A 19,240-nucleotide genomic window follows, 5' to 3' on the forward strand; every position below is an offset into this window, starting at 1 on the left:
AGATCTGTGATTTATCGTGATTTATTGTTTGATTTGGACCATACTTTGCTTGATTTTAACGCGGCAGAAGATGTTGCTTTGACAGAGCTTTTGACAGAAGCGCGTGTGGGTGATGTTGAGACTTATAAAGAAGTTTATATTCCCATGAATCGTAAACTTTGGAATGATTTAAGTCTGAAAAAGATTACTAAGAAAGAGTTAGTTGACACGCGTTTCTCTCGTTTATTTGCCCATTTTGGGCACGAGGTTGATGGTCATGCCTTTGCCATGCGCTATCAAGATTTTCTTAGCCAACAAGGTCAGATTCTTCCAGGAGCAGATAAGTTGTTAGACCAGCTAAATCAAGAAGGTTACCGCATTTTTGGTGCAACAAATGGCATTACCAAGATTCAAACTGGTCGTATGGCCAATTCAGGAATTAAAGATTATTTTGAACACGTCTTTATCTCTGATGAAGTTGGTTTTCAAAAGCCAGATAAAGGTTTTTATGATGCGATTTCTGGAGCCATTTCACGATTTAATCATGACAAAGCTTTGATGATTGGTGATAATCTGCTGGCGGATATCCAAGGTGGCAATAATGCTGGTATCGATACTGTCTGGTATAACCCAGATAAAAAAGCTAACCACACCGCAGCCAACCCTACCTACACCGTCCACAACTATCAAGAATTGTTAAAATTATTACGATAAAAACAAAAACCGGAAGTTTTAAACTTCCGGTTTTTAGTTAATAGTCGATTTTGCGTTCTTCGGTGATTAGTTTTGCCATTTGATCAGGATTTATAATATGAATCTGATGGCCTGTTTTTTCAATCATTTCTTCAGCGCGAAGTGCTTTTACCATTCGTGCAATGGTTACTGAGTGCATGCCTAGGTAGCAGGCGATTTCTTGATAGGTAAAGAATGTGTTTAAGGCTAGATTACCAGCTTCACACGGTTCAGCCTGATCAAGTAAGAAGCGGCAAAATTGAACCAAAGCAGGTTCATTTTTACTGCTGTGAAAATGTTCCATGAGATAAATATGATTTTCGGTCAATGTATTTAACATCAGGCTAACAACTGAAGGAAAGCCCAGCAATTCTTGAAATTGACGATTAGAAATGCGGTAAGCCACGCAAGGCGTTTTGGCAACAATTGAAAACGATTTTTTCCCGTAATAGTTCAAATGCAGATTGTTCATCAATGGAACAAAGCCAACAAATTGTCGCTTTTTAAAGTATAGATAAGTTGTTTCTTTGCCATCACAAGAAATAGACGAAAGAGCACAGATGCCTGAAGATAGAATATAAATATCACCGCTTGTTTCGCCAGCGACGGACTGTGCGAGATTATCTCCCTTTTTAAAGGTCACACGTTCGCCGTATTGATAAAGTTCTGTAATATCTAGTGTAGAGTGCATAATTGCCCTTTCTAAAATTAACATAGGCTATATAACTATATAGTTTACGTTAAAAAAGCGTTTTTATCAAGCCAAAAAATCAGAAAAAGAACTTAAAAATATCTTGATAATGATTTTTAAAATGGCTATTTTTGCGCCAAATAAAGGTAAAATCATGACTCATGGCAGAAATATCCAAATTAATTTTTTGGAGTTTACCTGCAGAAATTTCCTTTTGAACCACGCTTTGATAGACAAAACTAATTCCCAGATTTTTTTGAACCAGCTCGCAAATGGTATTTAGACTACCAATTTCAGTAATTTTATGGAAATCAGAAATGGTTAAATTAGCTTCTTTGAGCGTGATTTCAAGCATTTCACGGGTACCTGACCCTTGCTCGCGCACGATGATAGGATAGGCTAGTAGGTCTTCTAAAGAATAGCTTCCGCTTGCTAGGGGTGAGTCGGGAGAAGCGACAGCGATGAAAGGTTCTGTGCGATAAGGCAGAAAATCGTATTTTTCTTTTGAAAAGAAACCTTCAATCAAGGCAAAATCAATCTGTCCATTATCAATAGCCTTCAGCAGTGTCTCGGTATTGTCCACTAGCATTTTGACTTGGAAGTTTGGGTGATTTGCCAAAATATCCACTAAAGAATCAGTCAAAACATACTCACCAATGGTCAAAGTCGCTCCAAAATTTAGCGGTTGCAAATCTTGTTTGAGCTGTGTCTTAAAATGCTTGATATCTGTATCCATAGTCGTCAGTAAATCAAGCAATTCTTGCCCACTTTGTGTCAGCAGACATCGCTTGCCAGAAAAGGTAAAAAGCTTGGTTTGATACTCTGTCTCTAAAGCTTTGATATGCTTAGTGACTGCAGGTTGAGTGATATGCAGTTCTTTTGCAGCTTGGGTGAAATTAAGCGTTTCGCAGACTTTCATAAAAGTAAACACACGATAATCAAGCATAGCAAATCTCCTTTGTGATTATTATTTGTTATTGTATCATAATAAATCATAATTTTACATTATAGATTGAGCGCGCTATAATGAGTGACGTGAAAAGGAGTTCATTATGTTAACAATTCAGAAAAAAGCGCCAGGAGTAATTCTTTGCGCGATTTTAGCTGTGCCAGCTTGGTTCTTAGGGCAAGTCTTTCCTTTGGTCGGTGCACCAGTTTTTGCCATTTTACTTGGTATGCTTGTGGGAAGTTTCTATCAGAAGCGCGACAAAACTGCAAAAGGCATTGCCTTTACCTCAAAATACATTTTACAAACAGCAGTCGTTTTACTAGGGTTTGGGCTTAATTTGACGCAGGTCTTAAGAGTTGGTGCACAGTCTCTACCAATCATTATCTCAACCATTGCAACCTCGCTGATTATGGCATTTTGTTTACAAAAATGGCTTAAGTTAGATGTTAATACAGCAACCTTGGTTGGAGTTGGTTCATCGATTTGTGGGGGTTCAGCTATTGCAGCGACAGCGCCAGTCATTAAAGCTAAAGATGAAGAAGTGGCTAAGAGTATCTCAGTTATCTTCCTCTTTAATATTCTTGCAGCGCTGATTTTCCCGACATTGGGTGATATGCTCGGTTTGACGAATCATGGTTTTGCTCTTTTTGCGGGGACAGCTGTCAATGACACTTCATCTGTAACAGCCACTGCAGCAGCATGGGATGCCATTCATCACTCAAATACCCTTGAAGGGGCAACCATCGTTAAGTTAACACGCACACTGGCTATTATTCCAATTACGCTTGGTTTGTCATTTTATCAGGCTTATAAAGCGTCGAAAAATGGCGGAGCTTCTGAGAAGACTTTCAGTCTAAAAAGAGCCTTTCCGATGTTTGTGCTTTATTTCTTGCTAGCCTCAGTTGTCACAACACTTGCCAGTGCTCTTGGCTTTGATACCATGATTTTTGACCAGCTTAAAGTACTATCAAAATTCTTCATTGTCATGGCGATGGGAGCTATTGGGCTTAATACGAATCCTGTTAAACTCATCAAGACAGGTGGACAAGCAATCGGTGTCGGCGGAGCCTGCTGGGTAGTCATTACTTGCGTTAGTCTCTTGATGCAACATATTTTAGGCATTTGGTAAAAGGAAAAAAGAAACAATGTTTGTTAATCTAAGCATTGTTTCTTATTTTTGGAGAAACGAACTTATTTCTTGAAAACGTTTCCTATAGTGTTATAATGAACTCATATGGACTTGCTTAAAGCTCATAATAAATAGCACTAGCTATTTTTTCAAAAAGCAAGAAAGGGAGATATTATGGCATACAAAACAACTTATCCTTACACAAACGAAGTTCTTAAAAGCTTTGATAATGCGACTGATGCAGACTTAGAAGCTGCTTTGACAAATGGGCATGCGCTTTATAAGAAGTGGCGTGCTGAAAGTGATTTGACAGAGCGAAAAGCACAATTGCATAAGATTGCTGACCTGCTTCGTCGTGACGTCGATAAATACGCTGAAGTTATGACAAAAGACATGGGAAAACTTTTCACGGAAGCTAAAGGTGAGGTCGAGCTTTGTGCCCAAATAGCAGATTATTACGCTGACAAGGCTGAGGAATTTCTCAAACCTAGTCCGCTAGAAAATATTAACGGCGATGCTTATTACATTAAGCAAGCCACAGGTGTGTTGGTAGCTGTTGAGCCATGGAATTTCCCATTTTATCAAATCATGCGCGTTTTTGCTCCAAACTTCATGATTGGAAATCCAATGATTTTAAAACACGCGTCAATTTGTCCTGCGTCAGCTCAAGCTTTTGATGATTTGGTCTTGGAAGCTGGTGCGCCAGTTGGGGCTTTCAAGAATCTTTTCTTGTCTTACGATCAAGTCTCAAAAGCTATTGCAGACCCACGTGTGGTTGGCGTTTGCTTGACAGGTTCTGAACGTGGTGGTGCCTCAATCGCGGCAGAAGCAGGGGCTAATCTCAAAAAATCATCCATGGAACTTGGTGGTAATGATGCCTTCATTATCCTAGAAGATGCTGATTTTGACTTGCTTGATAAGACCATCTTTTTTGCTCGTCTTTATAATGCTGGCCAAGTTTGTACTTCATCAAAACGCTTTATCGTTGTCGGACAAGAAAATTACGATAAATTTGTCGATATGGTGGTTAAACATTTCAAATCAGCTAAATGGGGTGACCCAATGGACCCAGCGACAACTTTAGCACCATTGTCATCAGCTGCAGCCAAAGAAGAAGTGCTTGGTCAAATCAAGCTAGCCAAGGAAAATGGTGCGATAGTCGTTTACGGTGATCAACCAATTGACCACCCAGGAAACTTTGTCATGCCAACCGTTTTGACAAATATTACCAAAGAAAATCCAATCTACAACCAAGAAATCTTCGGTCCAGTTGCTTCAATTTACAAAGTGGACACCGAAGCAGAAGCTATTGAACTCGCAAACGACTCAAGCTATGGTCTTGGTGGGACTATCTTTTCTAAGAATCTTGACCACGCCAAAGAAGTGGCAGCCAAGATTGAAACTGGTATGTCCTTCATCAATTCAGGATGGACATCACACCCTGAAATCCCATTTGGTGGCATTAAAAACTCAGGCTACGGTCGCGAATTAAGCGAACTTGGTTTTGACGCCTTTGTCAACGAACACCTGGTTTTTGTCCCAAATGATTAACCAGCTCTCCTTTTATTAAATCCCATACACGAAACCACTCTCCAAGCCTCGGGAGTGGTTTTTCTTTTCATCAAAAGTCCTTACAAGCAATGCAACAGCCTTTTTGCTATAATAAAATCATGAATGAACTGATTAAACATAAATTGGAATTGCTGCCAGATAGCCCTGGTTGCTATATCCATAAAGATAAAAACGGCAAGATTATCTATGTCGGAAAAGCCAAGAATCTCAAGAATCGTGTGCGCAGCTATTTTCATGGTAGCCACAATACCAAGACCGAACTCTTGGTTTCTGAAATTGAAGATTTTGAATACATCGTCACAGGGTCAAATACCGAAGCTTTGCTTCTTGAAATCAATCTGATTCAAGAAAATATGCCCAAGTACAACATCAAACTAAAAGATGATAAATCATATCCATTTATCAAAATTACAGTGAATGAGCAGTACCCACGTTTGATGATTACCCGCCAAATCAAAAAAGACGGTGCCATGTACTTTGGACCATACCCTGATTCAGGGGCGGCGACAGAGATTAAACGACTTTTGGACCGTATTTTTCCTTTTAAAAAATGTACCAATCCAGCTAATAAAGTTTGCTTTTATTACCATTTAGGTCAATGTAAAGCTCACACCATCTGTCATGTGGACCATGATTATTTTGTTCAAATGGCGCAGGATGTGAAGAATTTCTTGAATGGTCAAGATAATAAAATCGTTGATGGCTTAAAAGAGAAGATGCAAAAAGCTTCTGACATGTTGGAGTTTGAACGCGCAGCAGAATATCGTGATTTGCTGCAAGCCATCTCAACCCTTCGTACTAAACAACGTGTCATGAATCAAGACATGATGGACCGTGATATTTTTGGGTATTATGTTGATAAGGGATGGATGTGTGTGCAGGTTTTCTTTGTTCGCCAAGGAAAACTCATTCAACGTGATGTCAATATGTTTCCTTACTACAATGACCCAGAAGAGGATTTCTTGACTTACGTCGGACAATTTTACCGTGACAGCAAGCATTTTATTCCAAAAGAAATCTTTATTCCTCAGGATATTGATGAAGACTTGGTCAAAGCAGTTGTTAATACCAAGGTCGTTAAACCACAACGCGGTGAGAAGAAACAGCTGGTCAATCTAGCCATAAAAAATGCGCGTGTCAGCCTGCAACAAAAATTCGATTTGCTAGAAAAAGACATTCGTAAGACCCACGGTGCTATTGAAAACATCGGTGAGCTGCTCAATATTCCAAAACCCGTACGCATCGAGGCTTTTGATAACTCAAATATTCAAGGGACAAGCCCAGTTGCGGGAATGGTCGTTTTTGTAAATGGCAAACCTAGCAAGAAGGATTACCGTAAATTTAAGATTAAAACTGTGGTTGGACCAGATGACTATGCCAGCATGCGCGAGGTCATTTATCGCAGATATAGTCGTGTCATGAAAGACGGTCTGACACCGCCAGATTTGATTATCATCGATGGTGGTCAAGGTCAGGTCAATGTGGCGCGTGAAGTCATTGAAAATAAACTAGGTCTTGATATTCCAATTGCTGGTCTGCAAAAAAATGACAAACACCAAACGCATGAATTGCTTTTTGGTGACCCTCTAGAAGTAGTTGAATTACCACGAAATTCAGAAGAATTCTTCTTGCTCCAACGCATTCAAGACGAAGTGCACCGCTTTGCCATTACCTTCCACCGTCAACTGCGTTCTAAAAATTCATTCTCATCAAAACTGGACGGCATTGCTGGCTTGGGACCAAAACGCAAGCAATTACTCATGAAACACTTCAAGAGCTTGCCAAACATCCAAAAAGCAGACGTTGAGGGTATCATCAATTGTGGTGTCCCACGAAACGTTGCCGTAGCTGTTAAGGAAAAATTGGCTGAAGAAATGAAAAAGTAACTTGAAAACACGTCAGAAAACTTTCTTGAAATTTTCTGCTAGGATTGTAATCTATTTTAAACTGTGCTAACATGGATAGGGATTTTTTAAGGAGATACGCATGTTTAAAAAAATGAAGCAAGGCCTCTCTCAATTAAGTCAAAAGAGCACTTGGCTGCCAAGTATTGTTATTCTTGTGGTAGCTTTCTTGCTCTTGCTTCCACAAATCATGTCTCGTGGAGTTATTGCGGGTAGTGATTTTCTCTTTCACTACAATCGTTTCTACGAGACAGCGATGCAACTTAAGACTGGAAATTTTAGCTATTTCATTTCCTTATACGGCTTTTACAGTTCAGGACGTATTGTTAACGCCTTGTATGGTCCGTATTTTGCTTATTTTCAAGGGCTTTTAGTTCTTATTAGTAAGAATTGGTACACATACCAATTGCTATCACGTTTCTTATTAAGTGTCATTGCTGGTTTTTCAATGTATCGATTAAATCGCAGAGCACTTGTTAAGCCAAAGATAGCTTTGGGTGTCGCAGCTTTTTACATGATGACATTTTCGGTTCAGTACTGGACCTTTAGACAAGGATTTTCAAGCTGGGGTGCCGCTTTTATGCCGTGGTGCTTGATTCCAGCAGTTGATTTTGTAAGAACTAAAAGAGTTGGAGTGCTTCGTCTAGCAGTATCGGTTGCTGTTATGATGCAAGTCCACATGCTTAGCTGTTTCTTGTTAATCTTGGCTTATTTGCCATTTTACTTGTACGGCTTTTTCAAATCTGACAAGAAAAAAGAAGTCTTTGTTAAGGGCGTTCAAGCTGTTTTGCTTAGCCTTTTACTAACGGCAAATGTCTGGGCGGCTTTGATTGATGTTGGACGTAGTAACAATTTGGTTGAGCCATTCATCAATTCAAAATTGTACATTATGACCGTCAACCAACGCAGTATCGAGTGGTTGTTAACGCCTAAGGCGCTTGTTTTGGTACTTTTGTATCAACTCTATTTTTCATTTAGACACTGGCGTCATTTTGATCAATTGCTGCGCGTGGTGACGGGGGCATTTTTCCTTTTCTTGGTGCTATCAAGTAGTATTTTCCCTTGGTATACGGTCAACCAATTGAATCTTCCGCTAGTTAATCTGATTCAATTTCCGTTTCGTTTCTTTGTGCCAGCCACTGTCTTGTTGCTTTTAGCAGCGGCTATGGTTTTGGATCGTTATTTTGATAAAAAATGGTCAAAAATCGTTACTGTCGGATTAATTGTCATCAATGTTTTAAGCCTAGCACAGTTATCACAATTGCAGAGCGAAAAGATTGATGAGTATTACAATACTAAATATCCAATTCAACGTAAGAAGCACACCTTTATCTGGGGAAATCCTGCCGATGTGCGAGCAAGCTTTTACGACTCAGATAAATTTAAACTGCTGGATATTGTGTCAAAATCAACGCCAGATTACTTGCCGGCTGACAAATCAAACAAAGAAAACAAATACGTCTTGTATGAAGAATTTGTCTTAGGCCATACCGATTTATTCAAAAAAACACAAGGGGATAATGAGCTAACCTTCACTTGGTATGCAGATACCAGCGATTGGGCGATCATCCCAGTTGTTAAGTATAAGGATACTGAGTTGACGCTTAACGGTAAAAAACTGAGCGATAAGGATTATTCTTTGTCTGGTATTGGCACACCAACCGTGATGCAAAAAGCAGGAAAAAATGTCTTGAAGATTACTTACCGTATTCGTACATGGTTTAAAGCTTTGATAGTGGTTAATATTTTATCTTGGCTTTCAGTTGTGATTTATCTCGGTATTAAAAAAATAAATTTAAGTAAGAAAGGCTAGGAAAAATCCTAGTTTTTTCTTTTTTGCATTTGTGTATGCGCTTCCGTGGCAAATAGCTGTAAAGTCTTTTTAAAAATGATAAAATAAAAGAGCATAAAAAATTTAAAAAGGAGGGTCGCTTAATGAAGTTTCTAGAATTGAACAAAAAGCGCCATGCCGTCAAAACATTCAATAGTAAACCTGTAGAATATAAAGATTTACGCACTGCAATTGAAATTGCTACCTTAGCACCTAGTGCTAACAATATTCAACCATGGAAATTTGTCATCGTCGAAGATAAAAAAGCAGAACTTGCTAAAGATCTTCCAAGTTTGAACAAAAAACAAGTTGAAGAAGCTCAGTACGTTGTTGCACTTTTTACAGATACAGATTTGGTTCAACGTTCTCGTAAGATTGCTCGTATTGGTGTCAAATCATTGGATAATTCAAAACTTGGTTACTATATGGAAACATTGCCTGCTAGATATGCAGAATACGACGACAAGCGTAAAGGTGAATATCTTGCATTAAACGCAGGACTTGTTGCAATGAACCTTGTGTTAGCTTTGACTGACCAAGATATTTCATCAAATATTCTTCTTGGATTTGACAAGTCTTTGACAAATGATATTCTAGATATTGATAAACGTTTTCGTCCAGAGCTCTTGATTACTGTTGGCTACAGTGATGATAAACCTGAACCAAGTTATCGTTTACCAGTCGACGAAATCATTGAGCGCCGCTAAGAGATTTTTAACGTTTATGCACCAAATCTAGTTAAGAATTTTCGCAAAACTAGGTTTACAAATCTTAAAATATGAGTTACTATGGGTTAGTTGACTCAAATGATAAACAATATAGTAGTTTTTCTGGTAAGGAAGAGCTACATTTATGGAGGAGTTATAAGAAATGACAGTAGACTTTAAAGCAGAAGTTGAAAAACGTAAAGATGCCATGATGGAAGACCTCTTTGCACTTTTGCGCATCAACTCTGAACGTGATGACAGCAAAGCTGACAAAGAACACCCATTTGGACCTGGTCCAGCAAAAGCTTTGGAACACTTCCTTGCAATGGCTGAACGCGATGGCTACAAAACTCGTAACATCGATAACTATGCTGGTGACTTTGAATTTGGTGAAGGTGACGAAGTACTTGGTATCTTTGCTCACTTGGACGTTGTGCCAGCAGGTAGCGGTTGGGATACAGATCCTTACGAACCAGTTATCAAAGACGGACGTCTTTATGCGCGTGGATCATCAGATGATAAAGGTCCTACAATGGCATGTTACTATGCCCTAAAAATCATCAAAGATCTTGGCCTTCCAGTATCTAAACGTGTTCGTTTCATCGTTGGTACTGATGAAGAATCAGGTTGGGGCGATATGGAATACTATTTCGCACATAACGGTTTGAAAGATCCTGATTTCGGATTCTCTCCAGATGCTGAATTCCCAATCATCAACGGTGAAAAAGGTAACATTACTGAATACCTTCACTTCGCTGGTGAAAACAACGGAGCTTTCACTTTGAATACTTTTGAAGCTGGTCTTCGTGACAACATGGTTCCAGAATCAGCAACAGCAGTATTTACAGCAGACAGCACTTTGGCTGAACTTCAAGAAAAATTGGCTGCTTTTGCGGCTGCTGAAAATCTTAAAGCTGAGCTTGTTCAAGAAGGTGATGCTTTCCGTGCTACAGTAATCGGTAAATCAGCTCACGGTTCAACCCCAGAACTTGGTCTTAACGCTGCAACTTACCTTGCTAAATTCTTAGACCAATTTGCCTTTGACGGTGCTGCTAAAGTTTACCTTGACACAACAGCTAACGTTCTTCACAAAGACTTTGCTGGTGAAAACCTTGGTGTTGCTTACACAGACGCTAAAATGGGTGCCCTCAGCATGAACGCTGGTGTCTTCAAATTTGACCGCAACTCAGATGACAACACAATCACACTTAACTTCCGTTACCCACAAGGTACTGATTCTCAAACAATCAAAGCTGAGCTTGAAAAACTTGATGGTGTGACAGCAGTGACATTGTCAGAGCACGAACACACTCCACACTATGTTCCAGCTGATGATCCATTGGTTTCAACACTTCTTTCAGTTTACGAAAAACAAACTGGCTTGAAAGGTTACGAACAAGTTATCGGTGGTGGTACATTTGGTCGTCTTCTTAAACGCGGTGTTGCCTTCGGTGCTATGTTCCCAGACTACGTGAACACAATGCACCAAGCAAACGAATTCGCAGATGTTGAAGATCTTTACCGTGCAGCTGCTATCTACGCTGAAGCACTTTACGAATTGATCAAATAATACAGAAAAAAGAAGAGGGCTTTTGCGTTAGCAAAAGACTCTTCTTTATTTTTTAGGAAGAAGTGATTGTATGGATAGCCTTGAACAATTAGTGGCAGATATTATGGCTGATGAGCAAAATGCTTCATACACCGAGCAAGGCATTAAGCCGCTTTTTACCGTTCCAAAAACCGCTCGAATTAATATCGTCGGGCAAGCTCCTGGTATTCGAGCACAAGAATCAGGACTTTATTGGAATGACCCGAGTGGTGATAATTTGCGGAAATGGCTTGGCGTTGACCGTGAGACTTTCTATAATTCAGGACTTTTTGCGGTGGTACCTATGGATTTCTATTTTCCTGGCAAGGGTAAGTCAGGTGATTTAGCTCCACGAAAAGGTTTTGCGGATAAATGGCACAAGCGCACCCTAGCTTTAGCACCCAATATAGAGTTGCATATTTTAGTTGGTTCTTATGCGCAACGCTATTATTTGAAGCAAAAATCCTCAGCTAAGCTTACGGATACCGTCAAACACTATAAAGACTATTTGCCAGAATTTTTCCCATTGGTGCACCCATCGCCACGAAATAACATTTGGCAGCGCAAGAATCCATGGTTTGAAGAAGAAGTCATCCCAGACCTTCAAAAGCGTGTCAAAGCTATTTTAGAAAAATAGGTATTAAAAAACTCGCCATTGTCTGGCGAGTTTTTCCTATTTTCCAAGACAGAATTGTGTGAAGAGTTTTGTGATGAGTTCGTCTGGTGCAGCTTCACCAGTGATTTCTCCAAGAATTTCCCAACAACGTGTCAAGTCAATTTGTAGAAGGTCAACTGGCATACCAGCTTCAAGTCCTTCGTTGACTGATTGCAAGCTTTGTACAGCTTTTTCAATCAAACCGATGTGGCGAGCATTTGAAAGGTAAGTGGCATCTTTTTCAACGATTCCAGCATTGTCAAAGAAGAGTTGGTTGATGCGTTCTTCAATCAAATCAATGTTTTGATTTTTAAGAACTGAAATGCGAATCACATCATCAGGCAACTCATCAGCTTCAATTTTTTCTGGTAAATCAGTTTTGTTAAGCAAGATAATACGGTTGCTATCCTTGCTGAGTTCAAGAAGTGCACGGTCTTGGTCAGTTAGCGGTTCAGAGCTGTTAAGGACAAGAAGGACCAAATCAGCTTCTTCAAGAGCTTTTTTAGAACGTTCCACACCGATTTTTTCAACCACGTCGTCAGTTTCACGGATACCAGCTGTATCGACTAGTTTCAAAGGCACACCTTTGATGTTGACGTATTCTTCAATCACGTCACGAGTTGTTCCTTCGATGTCAGTAACGATAGCTTTATCTTCACGAAGCAGATTGTTCAAAAGACTTGATTTTCCAACGTTTGGACGACCAATGATAGCAGTTGACAAACCTTCACGAAGGATTTTACCACGTTTTGCAGTAGCCAAGAGATTTTCCAAAAGGCTTTGGAATTCTTGTGTTTTTTCACGAATAAGAGCTGTTGTCATTTCTTCTACGTCGTCGTACTCAGGGTAATCGATGTTTACCTCAACTTGAGCCAATGTATTAAGGATTTCTTGACGCGTATCGTTGATGAGTTTTGAAAGCGAACCATCTAGCTGTTTGACAGCAATATTCATAGCTTTGTCAGTCTTAGCACGGATAATATCCATAACGGCTTCCGCTTGAGTCAAGTCCACACGACCATTCAAGAAAGCACGTTTGGTAAATTCACCAGGTTCAGCAAGACGAGCACCATGTCGTAAGACAAGTTGTAAAATCTCGTTAGTGACAGCCACACCACCGTGTGTATTGATTTCGATGACATCTTCACGGGTAAATGTCTTTGGTGAAAGCATGACAGATACCATAACTTCATCCAGAATTTCATCGTTGTCAGGATCAACAATATGACCATAGTTGATAGTGTGAGAGTCGACTTTGCTTAGGTCTTTACCGCGATAGACTTTTTTGGCAATAGCTAGCGCGTCAGTACCAGAGAGTCGGACAATTCCGATTGCCCCTTCACCAAGCGGTGTTGAAATCGCAGCAATTGTGTCGAATTCTTTTGTAATCATTTATGTCATTCCAATCTAGTTTTTCAAAAAATATCTTATTTAATTGTAACGCAAAAAAATTTTTCAAGCAATAAAAACGAAAAAACGATACAGAGTATTGAATCAGAAAATAGAATTTTAACTATTATTACAATACCTTGAGGTTCAGGATTCATTTGCGAGCGAAGCGAGCATCAAAACGATACTTACCGTCGTGGTGAAAGTGGCTGAAGACTAATAACGTCAGCCACCCGGGAGTTTTGAGACCTTAGGCTCAAAACTTAGGCATGGAATTCCGCAGGAAGTCGCTGCCGACAGCACCACTTAAGGAAAGTATCAAAAAATTTTTTTAGTTTAAACAGGACTTCCAATTCTCTGGTAATCTATGGTAGCTAAAACACCCCAAGTCATGGTATAATGGTTAGTTGGAAATAGGTAATTTTTGTTTTACATATAAATTTAGGTGAGGTTGTTATGGAAAAACTTAAAAAAATGGCTGGTGTTACAGCTGCTCAGTATGTGAAAGACGGCATGGTCGTTGGACTTGGAACTGGTTCAACAGCATATTTCTTCGTTGAAGAAATCGGTCGTCGTATGAAAGAAGAAGGTCTTAAAGTTGTCGGTGTGACAACTTCAAGCCAAACAACAGCTCAAGCAGAAGGTCTTGGTATTCCTTTGAAAGCCGTTGATGATATCGATGTTATCGATGTAACTGTCGACGGTGCTGATGAAGTGGATAAAAACTTCAACGGTATCAAAGGTGGCGGCGGTGCTCTTCTTATGGAAAAAATCGTTGCTACACCAAGTAAAGAATATATCTGGGTTGTTGACGAATCTAAAATGGTCGACACACTTGGTGCTTTCAAATTGCCAGTTGAAGTTGTGCAATATGGTGCTGACCGCATTTTCCGTGAATTCGAGAAAAAAGGTTACAAACCATCATACCGCATGGCAAACGGCGAACGCTTTGTCACTGATATGAAAAACTATATCATCGATCTTGACCTTGGTGTCATTGAAAATCCAGTCGAACTTGGTAAAGAATTGAAAGCCATGGTCGGTGTTGTTGAACACGGTCTCTTCAATGGTATGGTTAACAAAGTTATCGTTGCTGGTAAAGACGGCGTTAAAATTTTAGAAGCTAAATAAAGAAAGTTTACAGGAGATGGTTTGACTAAGAATAGCCGATAGTCTCCTGTTTGCTATGTTATCGCAAAAAGTCAAATGATTATTTCTAATCCTGCATACCTTGCAGTTGATTAGGAGGTTTTGGGTGCCAACCGTAACCACCCTAGATTAGGAAAACTATGTCAACTTTTAATCGTATTCACCTTGTTGTGCTTGATTCAGTCGGAATTGGTGCAGCACCAGATGCCAATAATTTTGTCAATGCTGGTGTCCCCGATGGTGCTTCAGACACACTTGGTCACATTTCAAAAACTGTCGGACTTAACGTTCCAAACATGGCTAAAATCGGTCTTGGAAACATTCCGCGTGAAACACCTTTAAAAACTGTTCCGGCTGAAGCTAAACCAACAGGTTATGCAACTAAACTTGAAGAAGTTTCTCTTGGTAAAGACACAATGACTGGTCACTGGGAAATCATGGGTCTTAACATTACAGAGCCATTTGATACATTCCTTGGTGGATTTCCAGAAGAAATTTTGACTAAAATCGAAGAATTTTCAGGACGTAAAGTCATTCGTGAAGCTAACAAACCATACTCAGGTACAGCTGTTATCGATGATTTTGGTCCACGTCAAATGGAAACTGGCGAATTGATTATCTACACATCAGCTGACCCAGTGCTTCAAATTGCTGCCCACGAAGACGTTATTCCAGTAGAAGAACTTTACAAAATCTGTGAATACGCCCGTTCAATCACTCAAGAACGTCCAGCTCTTCTTGGTCGTATTATTGCTCGTCCATACGTTGGTGAACCAGGTAACTTTACGCGTACAGCTAACCGTCGTGACTACGCTTTGTCACCATTTGGACCAACTGTTCTTAACAAATTAGCTGACGCTGGTGTACCAACTTACGGTGTTGGTAAAATCAACGACATCTTCAATGGTTCAGGTATCACAAATGATATGGGTCACAACAAATCAAACATGCACGGTGTTGATACTTTGCTTAAAACAATGCAGTTACCTGAATTCACAAAAGGTTTGTCATTTACAAACCTAGTGGACTTCGACGCGATGTATGGTCACCGTCGTAACGCTGCTGGCTACCGTGATTGCCTTGAAGATTTCGACAAACGCATGCCTGAAATCTTGGAAAACATGAAAGAAGACGACCTTCTTTTGATTACGGCTGACCACGGTAATGACCCAACTTACACAGGTACAGACCACACACGTGAATATATCCCATTGTTGGCTTACAGCCCAGCCTTCAAAGGCAATGGTGTCTTGCCAGTCGGACACTTCGCTGATATTTCAGCAACAATCGCCGAAAACTTTGGCGTTGAAAAAGCAATGATTGGTCAATCATTCTTAGATAAATTAGTATAAGAGGTAATACATGTCTACAATTATTGAAAAAATTGAAGAAGCACGTCAGTTTTTAGTCTCACAAGCTTGTGATGCTCCAGAATTTGGACTTATCCTAGGTTCAGGTCTTGGTGAACTTGCCGAAGAAATCGAAAATGCTGTTGTCATCCCTTACGAAAAAATCCCAAACTGGGGTAAATCAACAGTAGCAGGTCACGCAGGTCAATTGGTTTATGGTGACCTTGGTGGTCACAAAGTTCTTGCTCTTCAAGGACGTTTCCACTTCTACGAAGGAAATCCAATGGAATTGGTAACTTTCCCAGTGCGCGTGATGAAAGCCCTTGGTTGTAAAGGACTTATCGTGACAAATGCCGCTGGTGGTATCGGCTTTGGTCCTGGTACTTTGATGGCTATCTCAGACCACATCAACATGACAGGTCAAAACCCATTGATTGGGGCTAACCTTGATGACTTCGGACCACGTTTCCCAGATATGTCAGATGCTTATACAGCAGACTACCGTGCCATTGCTCACAAAGTTGCTGAAAAAATCGGTATCAAACTTGACGAAGGGGTTTACCTTGGTGTGTCAGGTCCTTGTTATGAAACACCTGCAGAAATCCGCGCCTTCCAAACACTTGGTGCAGATGCCGTTGGTATGTCAACAGTTCCAGAAGTTATCGTTGCCGCTCATTCAGGTTTGAAAGTTTTGGGAATTTCTGCAATCACAAACCACGCAGCAGGTTTCCAAAGCTCACTTAACCACGAAGAAGTCGTAGCAGTAACTCAACAAATCAAAGAAGACTTCAAGACACTCGTTAAAGCTGTTTTAGCAGAACTATAATTAGACACATTAGTATTTATTACTAAAAAACGATGACAACATCAGATAAAAATCATGACTGGTCGTATAAATGGCGCTTTTTGTCAGCATTAGTGCTGACAGCAGTCGTCGCAGGTCTTGGTGGCATTCTACTTCATGAATTTTTAGAAGTCGTTGAGAAAGTAGTTTTAGGCCATGGTGAAAAGGCAAAGGTTCAAGCTGTTTCACAAAGACAGTTTATCTTAATTGTGCTAGCAGGTTGTATTTCAGCAGCAATCTGGTATGTCCTGCAGCGCAAGAATCGTCAGATTATCTCTGTTAAAGCTCAGATAAAAGCTGAGACCGTAGAGGCGGAACGCCCAGCACTTATGATTCACTTGGCTAATATCTTTTTGCAAGTGGCATCGGTTGGTGCAGGCTCACCTATCGGAAAAGAAGGGGCACCGCGAGAGTTAGGAGCTCTTGGTGCAGGTCGCTTGTCTGACCGCTTCCAGCTTAGTTTGCCGGATCGACGTCTCGCCATTATCTGTGGGGCGTCAGCTGGTTTGGCAGCTGTTTACCAAGTGCCTATTGCTAGTATTTTCTTTGCCTTTGAGACGCTTGGCTTAGGCTTATCCTTTTTAAACATCCTTTGGGTGACGCTAACGACTTATTTAGCGAGTTTGGTAGCAGGACTTGTCATCTCAGACGCACCCTTATACCAAGCTGGACAAGTCTCGCTTAACCTAGGGACATGCCTTTTAGCTATCTTTCTTGCGGCCCTCATCACCCCGCTTGCTCACATTTTCCGCCGCTTGACGCAGAAAGCACAAGCAGGGAAAGAGACGCATCAAGCTATTTTGTGGAAGTTGCCCTTAACCTTCCTGCTCTTAGCTAGTTTTGCCCTTTACTTTCCTGAGATTTTGGGAAATGGCGGAGCTTTGGCACAAGCTGTCTTTGATGGCATGGGAGTTTGGTATGCACTTGCTATTTTACTCATCAAAGCTTGCTTAGTTTTGCTGACGCTAAAAAATGGTGCTTACGGAGGTACCTTGACACCGTCATTTTCAATGGGGGCTGTTCTTGGTTTCTTAGGCGCTTGTCTTTGTCAGCTAGCCATTCCAGGGCTTTCTATGACTTCAGCCATGTTAATTGGTTCAAGTGTCTTTCTCGCTATTACCATGAATGCACCGCTGACAGCGGTAGGCTTAGTTGTCTCATTTACAGGACAAAAGCTTCAAGCTCTGCCAGTCTTATTAATCGCAGTAGCGCTAGCTATTGTCATCAAAAAACTTATTGAATATATTGAAAGGAAAAATTATGTCAATCCATATCGAAGCCAAACAAGGCGAAATCGCAGATAAAATCTTACTTCCAGGAGACCCACTCCGTGCAAAATTCATCGCTGAAAACTTCCTAGAAGATGCTGTTTGCTTTAACAACGTCCGCGGAATGCTTGGTTTCACAGGTACTTACAAAGGTGAACGTGTCAGTGTTATGGGAACAGGTATGGGTATGCCTTCAATCTCAATCTATGCGACTGAACTTATCCAATCATACGGCGTTAAAAAATTAATCCGTGTCGGAACAGCAGGTTCACTTAACAAAGACGTTCACGTGCGTGAACTTGTCCTTGCGCAAGCAGCCGCAACAACATCAAGCATGATTAAAAACGAATGGCCACAATACGATTTCCCACAAATCGCAGACTTCACATTGCTTGATAAAGCTTACCACATCGCTAAAGACCTTGGTATGACAACACACGTTGGTAGTGTTTTGTCAGTTGATGCCTTTTACTCTGATTTCGCAGAAAACAACATCAAACTTGGTCAACTTGGCGTGAAAGCCGTTGAGATGGAAGCAGCTGCACTTTACTATTTCGCTGCCAAACACGGTGTTCAAGCACTTGGTATCATGACAATCTCTGATAGCTTGGTTGCTGACGAAGACACAACAGCTCAAGAACGTCAAACAACTTTCACAGACATGATGAAAGTCGGTCTTGAGACTCTTATTGCTGATTAATGCAAGAAATATACGAGACGATAGACATCCTTTTGGATGTCTATGCTTATAATCACGCTTGGAAAATAGCAGAGCAGCATGCAGATTTTCCATCGACAAGCCGCTATCTTTTAGAAATGCTAAAAGAGCGTCGTGAATTAAACGTTGATTTTCTTTTTGCTCATCAATCTGAAAACAAGGCTATTTGGCGTCAGTATGATTTTGATTTGATTACGAATCATAGACAAGAAGAACAATTGGCCAACTATATCATGGACCTAGAAGCGAAAATTAGAAATGGTAATATCATTGATTTTGTCCGCTCAGTAAGTCCTATTTTATACAGGCTTTTTTATCGCTTAGCAAAGCATGAGATTCCTAATCTAGAAGAGTTTATCCATGATGCTAAAAATGATCAGTATGATACTTGGCTTTTTACAGAAATGAAGCAGAGCGACTATCCTATTTTTCATAAGTATTTGGTGATTCGCCGTGATGCAAAGGTGACGTCTCGTAGTTTAGCAGAGCTCTTGCAATACAGTCAGTTGCCAGATCATATTAAAAACTTAATCACAGAGCTTCGTCAATTTGAGAAATCTGTCCGAAACCCTCTTGCTCATCTGATTAAACCATTTGATGAAGAAGAACTTCATCGCACAACGAATTTCTCATCGCAAGCCTTTCTAGATAAAATCATTGATTTAGCCATTTATGCAGGCGTTAAATATGACACAAAGACTTTCTATTTTGACAAAATCAATGAGATAATAAAGCATGAATTAAGACAATGAAGCATAAAAAGTTCTTGGACTCTGTCCAAGAACT

Annotated in this window: 17 protein-coding genes; 14 read left to right on the top strand and 3 right to left on the bottom strand. The window is 40.2% G+C overall.

Going from position 1 to position 19,240, the window contains the following annotated elements; translation table 11 throughout:
• The first annotated feature begins 6 nt into the window (after positions 1–6).
• Positions 7–693 (top strand): pyrimidine 5'-nucleotidase PynA, encoded by a 687-nt coding sequence (gene pynA / locus GPZ88_RS08065; RefSeq protein WP_074482064.1) that lies wholly within the window; start codon positions 7–9, stop codon positions 691–693.
• 37 nt (positions 694–730) lie between these two features.
• Here pynA and GPZ88_RS08070 read toward each other — a convergent pair whose 3' ends face one another.
• Both GPZ88_RS08070 and GPZ88_RS08075 read right to left on the bottom strand, forming a co-directional pair.
• Positions 731–1,402: a Crp/Fnr family transcriptional regulator gene (locus tag GPZ88_RS08070; RefSeq protein WP_166044377.1), complete on the bottom strand. Its 672-nt coding sequence runs from the start codon at positions 1,400–1,402 to the stop codon at positions 731–733.
• Between the two features lie 79 nt (positions 1,403–1,481).
• Positions 1,482–2,348 (bottom strand): LysR family transcriptional regulator, encoded by an 867-nt coding sequence (locus GPZ88_RS08075; protein WP_166043996.1) that lies wholly within the window; start codon positions 2,346–2,348, stop codon positions 1,482–1,484.
• Positions 2,349–2,454: 106 nt separating this feature from the next.
• Here GPZ88_RS08075 and GPZ88_RS08080 point away from each other — a divergent pair, with 106 nt between their 5' ends.
• From GPZ88_RS08080 to GPZ88_RS08110, 7 genes are all read left to right on the top strand, one after another.
• Positions 2,455–3,480 carry a YeiH family protein gene (locus GPZ88_RS08080; RefSeq protein ID WP_166043998.1) on the top strand — a complete coding sequence of 342 codons (1,026 nt, stop codon included), beginning with the start codon at positions 2,455–2,457 and terminating at the stop codon, positions 3,478–3,480.
• Between the two features lie 174 nt (positions 3,481–3,654).
• Entirely contained in the window at positions 3,655–5,031 is a 1,377-nt protein-coding gene (locus tag GPZ88_RS08085) for an NAD-dependent succinate-semialdehyde dehydrogenase (RefSeq protein WP_166044000.1), read from the top strand.
• A gap of 119 nt (positions 5,032–5,150) precedes the next feature.
• Entirely contained in the window at positions 5,151–6,938 is a 1,788-nt protein-coding gene (gene uvrC / locus GPZ88_RS08090; protein ID WP_166044001.1) for an excinuclease ABC subunit UvrC, read from the top strand.
• Positions 6,939–7,038: 100 nt separating this feature from the next.
• Positions 7,039–8,769 (top strand): hypothetical protein, encoded by a 1,731-nt coding sequence (locus GPZ88_RS08095; protein ID WP_166044003.1) that lies wholly within the window; start codon positions 7,039–7,041, stop codon positions 8,767–8,769.
• 122 nt (positions 8,770–8,891) lie between these two features.
• Positions 8,892–9,494, top strand: a complete 603-nt coding sequence (locus GPZ88_RS08100) for a nitroreductase family protein (RefSeq protein WP_074630065.1) — start codon at positions 8,892–8,894, stop codon at positions 9,492–9,494.
• 163 nt (positions 9,495–9,657) lie between these two features.
• On the top strand, positions 9,658–11,064 hold the full coding sequence (pepV, locus tag GPZ88_RS08105; protein WP_166044005.1) for a dipeptidase PepV: 1,407 nt from the start codon (positions 9,658–9,660) through the stop codon (positions 11,062–11,064).
• A 70-nt stretch (positions 11,065–11,134) separates the two neighbouring features.
• Positions 11,135–11,719 carry a uracil-DNA glycosylase family protein gene (locus tag GPZ88_RS08110; RefSeq protein ID WP_158913506.1) on the top strand — a complete coding sequence of 195 codons (585 nt, stop codon included), beginning with the start codon at positions 11,135–11,137 and terminating at the stop codon, positions 11,717–11,719.
• Between the two features lie 36 nt (positions 11,720–11,755).
• On the opposite strand, the gene mnmE is transcribed toward GPZ88_RS08110, so the two are convergent.
• A complete protein-coding gene (mnmE, locus tag GPZ88_RS08115; protein ID WP_166044008.1) occupies positions 11,756–13,129 on the bottom strand; it encodes a tRNA uridine-5-carboxymethylaminomethyl(34) synthesis GTPase MnmE in 1,374 nt (457 codons plus the stop codon).
• A gap of 453 nt (positions 13,130–13,582) precedes the next feature.
• Between mnmE and rpiA the strand changes: the two genes are divergently transcribed.
• From rpiA to GPZ88_RS08145, 6 genes are all read left to right on the top strand, one after another.
• Complete coding sequence (gene rpiA, locus GPZ88_RS08120) at positions 13,583–14,257, top strand: ribose-5-phosphate isomerase RpiA (protein ID WP_039697080.1); 675 nt, start codon at positions 13,583–13,585, stop codon at positions 14,255–14,257.
• Positions 14,258–14,415: 158 nt separating this feature from the next.
• On the top strand, positions 14,416–15,627 hold the full coding sequence (locus tag GPZ88_RS08125; protein WP_093815457.1) for a phosphopentomutase: 1,212 nt from the start codon (positions 14,416–14,418) through the stop codon (positions 15,625–15,627).
• A 10-nt stretch (positions 15,628–15,637) separates the two neighbouring features.
• Positions 15,638–16,450: a purine-nucleoside phosphorylase gene (locus tag GPZ88_RS08130; protein WP_074482086.1), complete on the top strand. Its 813-nt coding sequence runs from the start codon at positions 15,638–15,640 to the stop codon at positions 16,448–16,450.
• 32 nt (positions 16,451–16,482) lie between these two features.
• On the top strand, positions 16,483–17,772 hold the full coding sequence (locus tag GPZ88_RS08135; protein WP_166044010.1) for a chloride channel protein: 1,290 nt from the start codon (positions 16,483–16,485) through the stop codon (positions 17,770–17,772).
• Positions 17,729–18,436, top strand: a complete 708-nt coding sequence (gene deoD / locus GPZ88_RS08140; protein ID WP_166044011.1) for a purine-nucleoside phosphorylase — start codon at positions 17,729–17,731, stop codon at positions 18,434–18,436. Before GPZ88_RS08135 ends, deoD begins: the two co-directional genes overlap by 44 nt.
• Positions 18,436–19,206: a LytR family transcriptional regulator gene (locus GPZ88_RS08145; RefSeq protein ID WP_074625872.1), complete on the top strand. Its 771-nt coding sequence runs from the start codon at positions 18,436–18,438 to the stop codon at positions 19,204–19,206. The genes deoD and GPZ88_RS08145 overlap by 1 nt, the downstream gene beginning before the upstream one ends.
• Positions 19,207–19,240 lie beyond the last annotated feature (34 nt).

This window comes from Streptococcus ruminicola (assembly GCF_011387195.1).
Taxonomy (GTDB): Bacteria; Bacillota; Bacilli; order Lactobacillales; family Streptococcaceae; genus Streptococcus; species Streptococcus ruminicola.